Raw genomic sequence first — 13,147 nt, forward strand, 5'->3', positions numbered from 1 at the left:
GTGCTGGTCGCTTGGGGTCGCAGGAGAAGAGGACCACATGGGCGGAGAACCTTTCTACGACTACATCGAGGGCGCCGACCTGGCGGCCGCGTTCCGCGCCGCCGTTGAGCAAGCCGACCACGAACACGGCCTGGACTCGGTCTTCGCTGACAAGGACACCTACGTTGTCATCGACGACGGACCGTTGTCCTATGCCGACGCCGAGGCCCTGGCCAAGCGGTTGATCAGGAACAACGACCCGAGGATCGACGACAGGTGGGGTCCACTGGGCGCGATCGCCGTACGCGGAGGCCCCCGCGAGCTCTGGCATGTGCCCCTGCCCGCAGCCCCGGCCGGCTATCCCGACGACGAGTCGGCGGTGCTCGCAGCCGTCCGTGACCACTTGGCCGACGGCGAGACCATCACCCGGTCCTGCCTGCACCAGGTCAAGCGCGTCAACGGCCGCGTCTACGCCACCAGGGGCGCCACCGCCACGGCCACGGTCGCGGGCGCAGCCACGGTGACCGGCTGGTACCTGGTCGGCCAGCGCGACACCTGACAGGCGGGTGGCCCCGGCGTGGATCACCACTACGTGACCAGCTAGCGCCGCTCGCGCACCCGTGACGCGCGCTTAGCGTCGAGAGAGCTGCGGTCACTCCCCGCGCCCGGCGAGGGCGACGCACTCTGCACCACCACTCCGAGAGGGGCAAGCCCACAAGCAGGGCTTGCCCCTGGCCGCGCCTCCTACGACTTTCAGGGAGTGCCCCTGAGCTGCCTCAAGCCCACCAGCAACTGATCACCCGCTCGTCTTTCGCGCCGAAGGCCCGGCACCGGTTCACAACGAACTGGTGCCGGGCCTTCGCGCTGGTGTACCCCACCGACGCTCCGGAGCAGACATGTTCAAGTTTCACCACAAGCGCGCTGACCTGCATTTCAGCTGGGACGGGTGGATGCAGATCATGGTCAATCCCGGCCCGAACGCGCCGTTCGACGCCTTCCCCGATCGCTTCGACATCCGCGAGCCCGACCTGCGCGATCCCTCCCGGCACCCGAAGTACCCCGCGGCCGGCTCCGTGCACTTCGTGCCCGAGACGCAGGAGGCGTTCGAGGCGCTGTGCGACACCTGGTGGCGCGGCGGCGAGATCTGCGTGGGTCTGCGCGACTACGCCGCCGACCCGTGGCAGATGCGCTCCTACGGCATCACCCAAGGCGCGTTCCGGTACCGGTACGCGGGCGGCAGCCACATCGAGGCCGCGGCGGGTGAGGTCGACGTGTGGCGTCCGCTGATCGCCATCGCCGCCGACGACCGCACACCGGCCACGCTGTCGACACGGTGGCTGATGGGCCGCGCCGACGGCTGGGAGGAAGCGTGGCTGGCCGAGCACGGCATCGTCGACCAGGGTCGCGGCCTCCGCGACGCAATCGTGGACTGGACGATCGCGAACCTGCCCGACCCCGGATTCAAGGGCTCCCTCGCCGGCACGTTCGGTTCGTCGTTCTACCAGCGGGCGGTGGACGAGTTCACCGGTGACGCGTGGGAAGGCCGCCGAGATCTCGGCGACCGCGTCCGCCGCATCGCACCCTGGCAGCCGTGGTCGGCCACCCGTGAGGGCGCGGACGGGACCCGCTGGAACTTCTGGTGGTGCGGCCACCCGTGCGCCTACGTCTGGTCACCCGACCAGAAGCTCAGCCACGCAGACTCGATCTTCGCCGAGCACCCGGACGAGTCCGCGCAAGGCCCGGTCACGCAGTGGCTGGAACAGCTCGCCGACTCGTGGCTGCGCCTCAACGACGCCTGACGTCGCAAGCGGCTCGCCACCACCGCGCGCTGAGACAGCGCGGGTAACGAGCCCTCTTTTCCTTTCCCTGGAACAGAAAGCGAGATGCCCTGTCGTGAGATCGACGTGAGCCTGCGATTCCGCATGCGCGACGCCGTGTCGACTGGCCAGGGCTACCTCCTCCCTGGGGGAGCCTTCGAACTCATCGACATCCGTAGCGAGCACAGGAAAGCCCAGTACGGCGAACTACCGCCTGCAGTCTCAGTCGCCCTCCGTCGCTCCCGGACGCGCTCGATCGACTTCTGAGCCAGCCGCCGCCCACCTGGCGCAGCAACCTCGCGCCGTGGGGCATCGCGCCACATGCGGTCGAACCTCACCGCGCTGCTGGCAGCCCACGCTGCGCGCCGTTCTTCCTGAGCCATTTGCCGGGTGTTCCCCGAGCCCGGCGGAGCCTCCGCATCCCCCTGCACCACCACACCGGGCACTCCCCGCTACGCGTCACAGAGTGCGCGCCAGCGTCTTTTCCCTTGCTTCGCAAGCAATTGTGGCCTAGCACGACGAGCTCGGCGCTGCCCTAGGCCGCAGCAGCGCTGACGCCCTCCCTCTACACGTTCGACGCGAAGGCCCGGTGCCGGTTCTCACTGAACCCGCACCGGGCCTTCGCGCTGTCCAGGGCCCGTTCCGCCGGGGCCCCAACCTCGACTTCAGGGACAGCCTATGACCAGGAAAAGCGCCAACACCCGCTCCGTCTGGGTGCACACCAACATCGAGGCGCCGTACAGGTTCACGATCAAGGACCTGTCCTACGTGCCAAGTCCGGACGGCGTCGCCTTCTCCGCCGAGCTCGTGCACCCGACGCTCGGCGTCGTGGGCCTGATCTTCAACGAGGGGCGCGGCGGCGCCACCACGTTCGACACCTACGACCGGTCCAGGTTCGATGCCCGCGAGCTGGAGAAATTTCTCGCCGCGTCCGTTCAGGACGGCCAACCGATGGCGACGGGTTTCTCCGGTATTGAAGCCCTACTCGACGGCATCGTCAGCGAGGCCGAGTACGACGACGCGGTCGACACGATGCGACGGGAGCGCCAGGGACTGATCAGGAGCTTCGAGGCGGACAACTCCCGCGTCTACCGAGGCGCCCCCATTGCGTTCACGAGGCCCCTCGTGACCCGTGCGGACCGCGAGCAGGCGGCGGCCGAACTCGCGGACTCGGAGGATCGCCTCGCGGAAAACGCCCACTGGCAGTTGTTCAACGGCCTGACCTGGGTGCCACTACTCGACCGCCCGGTGCTCACCGCAGAGGAAACAGCGAAGCAACTCGCTGAGATTCACGCCTCTTCGGAGGATCTTCCGGGCGGCGGGAATCAGTACGTGGCTCGCAAGCGCCTCAACGACACGTGGCACGTCTGGGGTAACACGATGTCCGGCACCTTCACGCTCGTCAGCGACGCCCGCATGGCCTACCACGGCGCCTGGTGTCGCTGCGAACGCCGGCGGCCGGGATACACGGCGAACTTCCAGCGGTGGGACGACAACGCCCTGGTCACGTCAGGAGTCGTGCACGCCGCCGCGGACTGCCGCCTCCTTCTGAGCATCGACTGAGGCTGACGGATCTCCCCGCGCTCGGACGGGGCGCCGCACTCTGCGCCACCACACCGGCGGGGGCAAGCCAAAAACAGGCTTGCCCCCGCTCGGCGCGTCGGCGCCGAACGAGTGCGCCCCGCCAGCACGCGGGGACGCCCCTCACGCGGTGGAACCGCCGGCGCCGGGGCTGTCCGCCGGAACGCACGCGGAGGTGCGGTGAGTCAGCAGATCCTTCTACAACCGAACGGCAAGTTCGCCATTTACTCGAGCATCACCGACACGATCATCGCCTGGGACGCGACCGCGGAGGAGATCGTCGAGTTGACGACAACCGCTCGGCAGGAAACCAGGCGCGTGCTAGGCCACGTCGTGGCAGGTGAGCCGCACAAGGCCTACTTCCAGTTCACCTTGACGTGGGAACAGGCCATGAAACTGGACCGTGAGAACGGGGGCACGGTCTGGCAAGAAGGCCTTGCCGTGCAGCACAACCAGCACCGGGTCCCGCCGACGCCCAAGCCCATTGCCGCCACACCGGGTCCCATCCAGCCCGCCGCAGACCTGGTGTTCGTGCACGTCTACCAACCCACCGGCGAGCCGTACTGCGCTGACGTCACCTACCTGCAGGACACCCCGGCCGCCACCTTCGCCCAGTGGGTCATCAATTACGACGACCACGACCTCTACGGCGGCCAGACCGTCAGGATCATCACTCGCACCGGAGCCACCGTCTACACCGAAACCCTCGCCGGCTAGCGCACGAACCGCTGACACCGACAGCGGACCGCGGACAGGCTCGCCGTTCTTCGGTCACGCCAACCAGCACATCCCGCCCTGCTGGGCGGGATGTGCTGCGTCTGCGGTGTGAACGGCGGCCGACCCGGAAACGAGAGACGACCCAGGGCCGTCTGGCCAGCGCTGCTCACGTCGCCCCCACCTTCTCGTTTAGTTCCAACGCATTCCCGCATCCGAACGAGGGCGGAGCCATGCCCGCGACACCTGAAGGAGGCCATGTCGATGCCCGCGAACACCCTCACCGGGCAAAGGCGTGACGGGGTCACCGCCCTGCTGGATCCGCTCGGTGACCGCATCGCAGAGGAGGTCGCACTCCAGGCTGTCCGCCAGGCGCAGGCGAGCCTCGGGCTGCTGCGGCCACCACCGGTGGTCCTACCGCTGACGGTCATCCGTGGCCAGCCACCTCCCAAGGTGGTGCTGGGTTACGGGCTGGGCTGCGACTCCAGCGCGATCCTCGCCCGCTGGCTCGCCGACCCCTCCAGCCGGGACTTCGACCTCAGCGAGCTCGCGGTGATCACCGGCATGACGGGGCAGGAATGGCCCACCACCCGCCGCCTGGTCGAGACCCACTTGTTGCCGCAGATGACCGCGGCGGGTGTGCGGTACATCCAGGTCGCCCGGCACGGCGCCCGCCAAGCCGATGGCGTGGACATCCTGTCCGACACCCGCGCGCCGGACCGGCTGCACCTGGTGGGGGCCTGGACGCTGGCGCACGAGATGTTCAACGGCGGGACCGTCCCGCAGACGACTGGTGACCGACTGTGCAGCCAGCACTTCAAGGCCTGGCCGCTTGACACCGTGATCGCCGAGCTCACCCAGGGCCAGCCGTACCGGCACGTCATGGGCTACGAACTCGGCGAAGCCCGCCGCGCCGAGCGCGACGCGAAGTACAACACCACGCTGCGCACCGGCCAATACCCGCTGCGCGAGTGGGGCTGGGATCGCGCCCGCGCCCAGGCGTTCCTGCGCACCACCTTCGACCTGGAGCAGGACTGGGTCAAAAGCGCCTGCACCTACTGCCCTTTCGCGTTGACGACCCAGGCAGGGCGAGTGGAAGCCGTGGCCCGGTTCGTCGCCGAACCCGACGCCGGCGTGCTGGCGCTCGCGATGGAGTTCGCCGCCACCGCGCTCAACCCCACCCAGGGCCTGATCAAAGGACAACGGCTGCTGTCGCTGCTGCGCGCCTCAACCGGCACCGCCGCGGTGCTCGCGGCGTTCACCGAGCTGCTGGCCAGCCTGCCGTGGGCGGTCTACGACGTGCGCCGCGCGCTGTCGCCCCGCACGGACGGCAAGGCCAATCACGCTCGATCGGTGCGCATCCTCGACGTCGGCGAGCCCGGCCGCATGCGCGCCCGCCTGGACCAGCGAGCCCGCTGCGCGGGAGTGCCGGTGACCATCGGCGACCCGGCATTCCCCGACGACACCCACCCGCGTGCCTGGCTGCGTCACCGCGAACCGCACCAGCTCGCCGACGGCACACCGACCGGCGAGCAGTTCCTCACCATCGCGCCCGCCACCGCGCAATCCAAGACCGGCCCGGCCTTCCCCGCCGCGTGGGCGGCCGCCTCCCAGCTCCGCCTCACCGTCTGAACCAACCCCACCTGCACTATCGCGCCGACAAAGGGAGACGACCCGACCATGGGCAACTTCACCTCTGGATCCGCCACCATCCACGCCTGCCCGCCGCACCGCGTCCGCACCGTGATGGACATCCTCGAGCGGTACGGCCTCGTCGACTACGACGAGCAGCCCGACCGCCTCACCCTGGCCTTGGGCGAGCCCTACAGCGCGGAAGGAACGTTCTCGTTCGGCGACGCCACTGCGCTGGCCAACATGCTGATCGAGGCCGCGCCCGACGTCGCGTTCACCGCTCACGAGGAACCCCTCGGTGAGCCGGGCACGACCTGCTCGTACGTGCCCGGCCTCGGCCTGTTCGCCGCACCCTGCGACAACTACGGCGAGGCGTTGTTCGGCCAGTCCGACGTCCTGCAGTGGCTCGACGAACCCGCCGACGTGCGGGACGCCAAGCTCGGTGTGCCGTGGCGGACCGCGATCGCCGCGATGCCCGACGGCACCGTCGAGGAACCGGAATCCTCTGTCGCGCACTGGGTTCCGCACCACTGCGAACTCACCGTCCACAGCAAGAGCGAGGGCCCGCTGCGCCTCACCGTCTGGCCGGCCGACGGTCAGACCACACCCGATTTCGCCGCGGCCGACAAGTCCCTCAAGGAACTGGGCTTCGAGCGTTTCCGCGACTGGACCGCGCTCGACGAGACCTCCCAGCTGTGGCGCACCGACGTCTACGAGTCCCGCTCGCAGTAACGCTCACGCCCGTCCCGGCAGGGCACGTCCGTCGCTGCTTGCGTGCACTCGCCTGAGCGGGACCTTCCCGCCGGGGCTGGGTGGCGCGACCGGACTGCCGCCCGATGTCCGGCCGCGCCGCCCAGCCCCGGCCGGACATCGGGAAGGAGAACCTCGATGCCGGTCTACGCCCCGATCCGCCGCGCGCAGTGGCCGCGCATGTACGACCTCACGATCACGCCCTGGACGCAGAACGACCGCGCACGCGACCCAGCGCGCCGGCTCATGTTCTTCCTGGGCTCGCACCGTCCGTGGTGGCTGACGCACAGCCCGGTGCCGCTGTGCGTCTCCGCGCACACGCTCGCCGCCTACAAGCCCGGCAGCCTCGCGATGCCGATCGCCGGCGTGCCGTACGTCATCGACAGCGGCGCCTACACCGAGATCCACGACCACGGCGCCTGGCGCTGGAACGAAGACACCTACGGCGGCATGGTCTACCGCTTCATGGGCGACATCGGCATGCCGATGTTCGTGGCGCCTCTCGACAGCCCTTGCGAGCCGGACGTCCTGCTCCGCGCCGGCGCCACGGTGCTCGAGCACCAGGAGGACACCCTCGAGTCCTACCTGTACCTGGCCCGCGAGTTCCCGCACGCTCCATGGCTGCCTGTGCTTCAGGGCTGGTCCCTTGAGGACTACGTGCGTCACGACGCGATGTACCGCAAAGCGGGCATCGACCTGGCCGCACAGCCGCTGGTAGGGCTCGGCTCGGTGTGCCGCAGGGGCTCCATCAAACCCATCGGTGTCATCGCCGAACACTTCGCCCGCCGCGGCTACCGGCTGCACGGGTTCGGCCTGAAGGTCACGGCGCTGCGGGCCTACGCCCCGTACTTCCGCTCAGCGGACAGCATGGCCTGGTCCGACCAGGCGAGGAAGACCGAGCTCCGGCTGCCTGGCTGCCGGCACAAGGGAATCTGCAACAACTGCCCGCGCTGGGCCTTGACCTGGCGCGAACAGGTCATCGACGCGATCCGCGAGTCGGAGAACTACCGCCCAGCCCTGGTCTGAGCAAGGGCGCCCGCACCGCCGGGCCCTGGTGTGCGCCGCGCAGCGTGCACCCCCGAGGGCGGGGTGTCCAGCAAACAGCGCTGGACACCCCGCCCTCAGCGGCGCCGCACAGCGAGCGCACCACCGGACCACGCCGGCGGCGACCACGCCCCGGTTACGGAATCCCCCTTTTTCTTTCGCGCCAACACATTCCCGCATTCACGCCAGGGCGCAGCCATGCCCGAAACACCTGAAACGGGGCCACACGATGACCACGACCCTCGACACCGAGCACGACGTCACCCCTGCCGACGACGCCGAGATCGTTCCCCTGACAGTGGACGTCACGAACGAGAAGACCGAGTACCCGTACATCCTGCGCAGGGTCGACCCACGCAGGCTGCGCGCGGTCGGCAACTCCCGCGAGATCGGCGACATCCGCACCGAACGGCCCGACCTGATCGAGTCGATCGCCGCGAACGGCATGGACCCGAAAGCCTCGCTGATCATGACGGTTCCGGACCCGACGGACGGCGTCGTGGGGGTTATCGCGGGCTTCAACCGCCACGCCGCCGCGGTGGAGGTCAGGAAGCTGGAAAACCCGGATCTTCTGATCGACATCGTGGTGCACGAGCCTGGCACCACCAGGGCAGACATCCTGGTAGCGCAAAGCAACGAGAACGGCCACCGCAAAGACTTCACCGAGTTCGAACAGGCCGGTATCTACGAGGAACTCTCGCTGTTCGGCCTCGACGCCGAGACGATCGCCAGGAGGGTGACCCACTCTGTCGAGCGCGTCGAGGCAGGCCTGAAGGTCGCTGCCAGTCCGCGGACCCGCGCCGCGAGCGCGGCCATGCCTGACACCGACATTCTGCTGATGTCCGCGCTCGCCGACATCACCGACGAGGCCGATCACGCCGAGCTCGTCGAGGTCCTCAACACCAACCCCCGCAACTTCCAGTGGCGGCTGCGGCAGAAGCTCGTCGCGCAGAACCAGCGGATCAAGCAGGCCGAAGAGGCGCAGCGGCTGCAGGAGAACGGCGTCGCGGTCGTCGACGACCGCGACCTGCCCGACACCGCCGAGTCCGTGGACGAACTCTGCGGCGCCGACGACCTCACGCCGCTCGACCCGGACCAGCACGCCACCTGCCCAGGGCACGCCGTCGCGATCGAGGTGGACAGTGACCTCGACGTCGAACTGACCGAGTACTGCCTGGACTACGCCGCGTTCGGCCACCGCACGATCGCGCAGGTGAAGATCGAGGCGGCGCGCGCCGAGCTGCAGGCCGCCGGCGTCCGGCAGGTCGCCTCCGACGACGCCACCGCGGTCACCCTGCGCGGGCTGCTCGCCGACGAGAGCGCGGAGCACCACCTCAGCGACGACGAGCACGCCGACTGCCCCGGCCACGCGGCCTACGTCGAGGACGTCCTGGTCTACGACAAGGCCAAGGTCGTCTTCGTCTGCACCGACTACGCCGCCCACGGCCACCTCCTGCGCGAGGGGTTCAAGTCCGAGGCCACGCGCTCGAGGGAATGGAAGGCCGCGGAGAACAAGCGCGCCGCGGCCAACAACAAGCTGTGGAAGAAGGCGAAAACCGACCGCCGCAAGTGGCTGGAGAAGACCTGCTTCAAGGGGTGGCGCAGCCGCGACGAGAAGTCGCTGCCCGCGCGGCTGCAGAACTGGCTCGCGCTCGCCGAGGTGCAGGCCAGCCACTACCTGGCAGAGGCCGCCCCCATGCACAGCTACGCCTGCACGCTGCTGGGCCTGGACCAGTCCAAGGGCAACATCCGCAGCGAGTACCCGATCGCCGTGCACCTGCGCAAGCGGACCACGTCCGCGGCCCAGGCCGCGCACATCCGTCTCGCCATGGTGCTCGCCGCGTGCGAGAGCCACTTCAACGCCGGCTACACCAGCACCGCCGACGGATCGTGGCGTAAGCCGAGCGAGGACACGCGCTTCTACTTCGAGGTGCTGGCCTTTCTCGGTTATCCGGCCGAGCACATCGAGAAGGTCGTCCTCGACCCCGACCTCGACATCGAGCGCTGGCCCCACCTCGCGCCCGGCTGGGTCCCCGGCGCCAAAGCCGCGTAGCGCGCATCCCTCTGGCGTGCCTGACACGGCATCGCCCGACCCTGTGCGCCGATTCTTCGGCCGCACGAGATGCGGGCGTTCCGGTCCGCCCCCACGTGGTCGCCACGCGAGTGCCGCGCCCAGCTGCTGTCTCCCCCAACCGCCTCCGTCCTATGAGGAGTGATCGACGTTGACCACGATGCTGCAACGTCCCGAAACGGAGACGGCGACGAATCCCGCTCCGATCGTGTTCACCGCCACCTACGCCGACCTGTCGGCCGGGTTGCAGGCCGCGGACATCGCGATTGCGACCAAGCCAGTCGCACCGGTGATCGGCGGCGTGCTGCTGGAGGGCCTCGACGGCCGGCTGATGCTGACCAGCTGCGACCGGACCCTCGACCTACTCGCCCTGGACCGCCTGCGAACACAGGAAAGCTGGGACACCCGGCTCGCCGACGCTGCTCGTCGCCTCGGTCTTGGCCCGCACGCTCCAAGCCCCCGCTGGCTGCTTACCTGCTCGCAGTGACGGGCCGCCCCCGCGAGCCCGGCTCGCGTGCCGCCGCAGGCCGGCTGATGCCCGTGTCCAGCTGATCCCGCGCCGCCGCCGATGAACGGCTCGGCACCGGCCGGATGAGACAAGCCCCGCGGTGAGTCCATCCCAGCTGCCTCCAACACCGCACAACCGGTCATCTGGACACGGTTGACACGCACGCAATTCCAACGCTGATCGAGAGGGGTTTCATGCTGCCCAGACTTCGATGGAAATCCCATTGCCGTAAATTGTTTTCCGCTATTCCGCGAATTCGCAATCGGCGCAAGACCGCGCCGGTCACCGACCTGGTGATCTCCACCTATCTCGATCTCTCCACCTCGCACCTCGCTGAGAAGACCTGCATGGAGCTCGACTCCTACGAGGGCGTGCTCGCCCACAATACCGAGTACGGCTGGCTGGTGTACGTGCCGCAGGAGCCCGTCTCTGAGTTCGCGGAGCCGGGTGAGTGGCCTGACGAGCTGATTCCCATCGTCGACCTTGCCCGCGTCAGCGGCTGTTCCTACATCCTTTTCGACGCGGACGCGTGCACCACGGAGCTACTTCCCACATTCGACTGGTAGCCCAGCGTTCCCCGGCCACCCGCGAGTACAGCCTCGCCGTTGTCGTGGCCTGGATTGCGACCAACGAATCCCCCGCCGCTCCTCACCTTTCTGAACCGGCTCACCACTCCCCTCACCCGCGCGGCTGCTCGGCGCACCGATACCGGTCCGCCGAGCAGCCGCAGTTCGTCGTGCCCTCCCCTCCTGGAAAGGCCCCGTGACCATGTCCGACTCCGCAACGCCCAGCACTGACGTGACGCTCACGCTCGAGGACGGCAGCACCGTTCAGGTCAGCCTGCTGCTCGCCGCCCGAGTCCGCGGCATCGACGCCGACGGTGATCTGCTCATCCTCGACAGATCCGCGCCTGCCGGGCTCCCGGACGACTCCGAGTACCTGATTCCGCTCACGCCCTGCTGCCACGCCACCGGAAAGGGCGCCGACTACTCCGAGACGGGAGTGGCGTGCCGCCGCTGCTACCTCGACGTCGACCTGAAGTACGGCTGCCCCGGCCGTCTCGCCCTCCGCGTCACTTCCAGCATCGCCACCGTGGCCACCGTGGCCCTGGACGGCGAGACCGGCCACCTCGTCACCGTCACCGCAATCACCGATGACGGCCCGGACACGATCAGCGTGAACGGAGCGAGCGGCGGCGACGATCGCGAACTGTGCGCACTGGTGCGCGGCGCTGTCGCCCACTCGGGCCACAAGCTTCGCCGCCGGGTCGAGGTACACCTCGACCCACCCCAGAATGCGGTGCCGGCGTCGGCCGCCGTGGCCGCCGCCGTGCTCGCGTCCGGCGCGGGAACCTCTCGACAGCGGTTGGCCGGCACCGCCGTGTTCGGCGATGTCTGGCGGGACGGCAGGCTGCGCCCCGCCCACGGTGTGCTGCCCGCCGTGCAGGCCGCCCGCGCCCGCGGCATCGGCCGGGTCATCGTTCCGTGGTCCTGTCGAGCCGAAGCCGGTCTCGTCGACGACGTCGAGGTGCTCGGTGCACACACGCTGGCCGAGGTAGCCGACTGGCTGCACGGCAACGACAACGCACTGCGGGAAGCAGGCTCCGTCCCTGCGGTGGTGCCCGGTGGCTGACCTCAGCATCGAGACGCCACTCGGGCTCGCCACGCTCTCGCTGGACAGCGCCGAGATGGACGTGGAGTTGTTGCCAGCCCGTCCATCAGGACCAGCAATCCGCGGTGACCGGGTCTTCGTTCGCAGTGTGGTGCCGGGGCACCAGGCCGCCTGGGCGGTTTTCGAGCGCGCCGAATCCGGCTCTGGATGGTCCGAGGTCACCCCGGCGATCACCGCGGATCAGCTCGCGGAGTGGCGCGCGCACCGCGCGGCCGGCGGGTCCAAGTCACGCACGTTCAACCAGTGGCTGACGGCCGAGGTCGAGCAGCAGCGGCTGCCCTGACCTGCTGATCCACGCGACACCAGAACCTCTGACCAGAGCGGATGTGCGCAGGTGGCGCCGAGCCCCCAGGCGGTGGGGCGGCCGCACTCTGCCCCGGCAGCGGGCCGGGGGCAAGCCCAAAAGCGGGGCTTGCCCCCTTTCCCCGCTCCCGGCGCATGACGAGTGCGCCCCACCGCCTGGGGCACACGGCCCCGGCCGGACCAGGCGGGTGGCGGCAAGAAGCAGTTCGACGCCAGCGGCGGTTTCCGGCACGACGTCGGTCTCCGCCGTGCCCACCCACCTGTAGCCGATCCTTTGTGGAGACTTGTCATGCGCAAGCGCCGCAACACCATTGTGAGCCTGGCGGAACGCCGCGCGGCGGCACGCACCAAGCACGACGCACGGGCGTCATATCAGCGCCGGTGGGCCAACCTCGACCGGCTTCGTCACGGACAGACCGAGCCGACTACAACGACGACCAACGGGATCGACCTCGCGACCCTGGTCGAGGGGGCTGTCGGCGCGGTCAGCGGGTTCGAGGACCAGTGGGTGTGGTGCGAGGAAGAGATTCAGAAGGCCTGCGCCCGGCACCGCAGCGAGGCGGACCGCATCTGGCACGTGGGCGTTTCGCTGTTCTATCCGACCCACAAGCGCATGAACCTTGAGCTCGTCTACCGCGCGCACTGTCGTGAGCTGCTCGATCGGGTCGTCGCCGGTGAGGACACCCGGCCGGGCACCGCAGCGGAAGTCATCTGCCTGCTGCACAACACCAGCTTGATCTCGCCCCTCACGTCCGCGGCGACGGGCTTGTACATGCGGATGTACCAGGCAGCCGGCCTGCCCGAGATTCCGGAGTTCGCCGAGATGCTCGTCAACTACGAGAAGATCGAGAGGTTCCGCATCGACGACCACGAGGCAGAGGCCCGCGCGAAGCTCGCGCGTCCCAGCCGCGTCGTGCCCACGGACATCACCTGCTCCGGCCAGCACCACGGTGAAACCGTCGACTGCGTCTACATGCCGTCACAGCTCGCGCTCATCGGCTGAACCTCTCTCCACTTCGGACCTGCCCGCGCGCCGACGGACACCTTGTCCCTGCGCGCGGCCTCTGCGTACGCACC

At 69.1% G+C, this 13,147-nt stretch carries 13 protein-coding genes; all 13 read left to right on the forward strand.

Annotated features, from left to right (window positions below; genetic code table 11):
• The first annotated feature begins 37 nt into the window (after positions 1-37).
• The 13 genes from C8D87_RS41800 to C8D87_RS41865 all read left to right on the forward strand — a co-directional run bounded on the left by C8D87_RS41800 (position 38) and on the right by C8D87_RS41865 (position 13,073).
• Positions 38-538, forward strand: a complete 501-nt coding sequence (locus C8D87_RS41800) for a hypothetical protein (RefSeq protein WP_112231885.1) — start codon at positions 38-40, stop codon at positions 536-538.
• Positions 539-875: 337 nt separating this feature from the next.
• Positions 876-1,778, forward strand: a complete 903-nt coding sequence (locus tag C8D87_RS41805; RefSeq protein WP_112231887.1) for a hypothetical protein — start codon at positions 876-878, stop codon at positions 1,776-1,778.
• Between the two features lie 696 nt (positions 1,779-2,474).
• Positions 2,475-3,359 carry a hypothetical protein gene (locus C8D87_RS41815; protein ID WP_112231891.1) on the forward strand — a complete coding sequence of 295 codons (885 nt, stop codon included), beginning with the start codon at positions 2,475-2,477 and terminating at the stop codon, positions 3,357-3,359.
• A 198-nt stretch (positions 3,360-3,557) separates the two neighbouring features.
• Complete coding sequence (locus tag C8D87_RS41820; protein WP_112231893.1) at positions 3,558-4,094, forward strand: hypothetical protein; 537 nt, start codon at positions 3,558-3,560, stop codon at positions 4,092-4,094.
• 261 nt (positions 4,095-4,355) lie between these two features.
• On the forward strand, positions 4,356-5,723 hold the full coding sequence (locus C8D87_RS41825; RefSeq protein ID WP_146772046.1) for a hypothetical protein: 1,368 nt from the start codon (positions 4,356-4,358) through the stop codon (positions 5,721-5,723).
• 48 nt (positions 5,724-5,771) lie between these two features.
• Positions 5,772-6,455 (forward strand): hypothetical protein, encoded by a 684-nt coding sequence (locus C8D87_RS41830; protein WP_112231898.1) that lies wholly within the window; start codon positions 5,772-5,774, stop codon positions 6,453-6,455.
• Between the two features lie 156 nt (positions 6,456-6,611).
• A complete protein-coding gene (locus C8D87_RS41835; RefSeq protein ID WP_112231900.1) occupies positions 6,612-7,499 on the forward strand; it encodes a deazapurine DNA modification protein DpdA family protein in 888 nt (295 codons plus the stop codon).
• 247 nt (positions 7,500-7,746) lie between these two features.
• The gene (locus tag C8D87_RS41840; RefSeq protein ID WP_112231902.1) at positions 7,747-9,570 is read left to right on the forward strand and encodes a hypothetical protein; all 1,824 of its coding nucleotides are present in this window, start codon (positions 7,747-7,749) and stop codon (positions 9,568-9,570) included.
• A 169-nt stretch (positions 9,571-9,739) separates the two neighbouring features.
• On the forward strand, positions 9,740-10,075 hold the full coding sequence (locus C8D87_RS41845) for a beta clamp domain-containing protein (protein WP_112231904.1): 336 nt from the start codon (positions 9,740-9,742) through the stop codon (positions 10,073-10,075).
• Between the two features lie 215 nt (positions 10,076-10,290).
• Positions 10,291-10,662, forward strand: coding sequence for a DUF5983 family protein (locus C8D87_RS41850; RefSeq protein ID WP_146772047.1), 372 nt, complete (start codon positions 10,291-10,293; stop codon positions 10,660-10,662).
• Positions 10,663-10,864: 202 nt separating this feature from the next.
• Complete coding sequence (locus tag C8D87_RS41855) at positions 10,865-11,728, forward strand: hypothetical protein (protein WP_146772048.1); 864 nt, start codon at positions 10,865-10,867, stop codon at positions 11,726-11,728.
• On the forward strand, positions 11,721-12,050 hold the full coding sequence (locus C8D87_RS41860) for a hypothetical protein (RefSeq protein WP_112231910.1): 330 nt from the start codon (positions 11,721-11,723) through the stop codon (positions 12,048-12,050). Before C8D87_RS41855 ends, C8D87_RS41860 begins: the two co-directional genes overlap by 8 nt.
• 309 nt (positions 12,051-12,359) lie before the next feature.
• Positions 12,360-13,073: a hypothetical protein gene (locus tag C8D87_RS41865; RefSeq protein WP_112231912.1), complete on the forward strand. Its 714-nt coding sequence runs from the start codon at positions 12,360-12,362 to the stop codon at positions 13,071-13,073.
• Positions 13,074-13,147 lie beyond the last annotated feature (74 nt).

The organism is Lentzea atacamensis, from assembly GCF_003269295.1.
Classification (GTDB): domain Bacteria; phylum Actinomycetota; class Actinomycetes; order Mycobacteriales; family Pseudonocardiaceae; genus Lentzea; species Lentzea atacamensis.